The following is a 341-nucleotide window of genomic DNA, read 5'->3' on the forward strand; positions in this document are numbered from 1 at the left end:
GGCGGGGGTTTGTTGTAATTGGGGCATCGACTTTTCAGAGGCTGCCCCATGCTCAAAGAGCCGTCCCCGCAACAACACGAACTCGAGATGGTCAGTCTCGAATCGCTGGTCCCCGACAACCATCTACTCCGCAAAATTGATCAGTACATCGATTTTGAATTTATCCGTGACCGGGTGCGTCACCTGTATTGCTCGAACAATGGCCGGCCGGCACTGGATCCGGTGGTGTTGTTCAAGATGCTGTTTCTGGGCTATCTGTTCGGCATTCGCAGTGAGCGGCAGCTGGTGCGGGAGATACAGGTCAACGTGGCGTATCGCTGGTTCTTGCGCTTCAACCTGAC

At 54.8% G+C, this 341-nt stretch carries 1 protein-coding gene; it reads left to right on the top strand.

Annotation, left to right across the window (positions count from 1 at the left end):
• Positions 1 to 48 precede the first annotated feature (48 nt).
• Positions 49 to 341, top strand: a 293-nt coding sequence (locus KEHDKFFH_RS20025) for a transposase (RefSeq protein WP_146084247.1), incomplete at its 3' end; no start/stop codon positions are given.

This window comes from Marinobacter maroccanus, from assembly GCF_002933275.1.
Lineage (GTDB): Bacteria > Pseudomonadota > Gammaproteobacteria > Pseudomonadales > Oleiphilaceae > Marinobacter > Marinobacter maroccanus.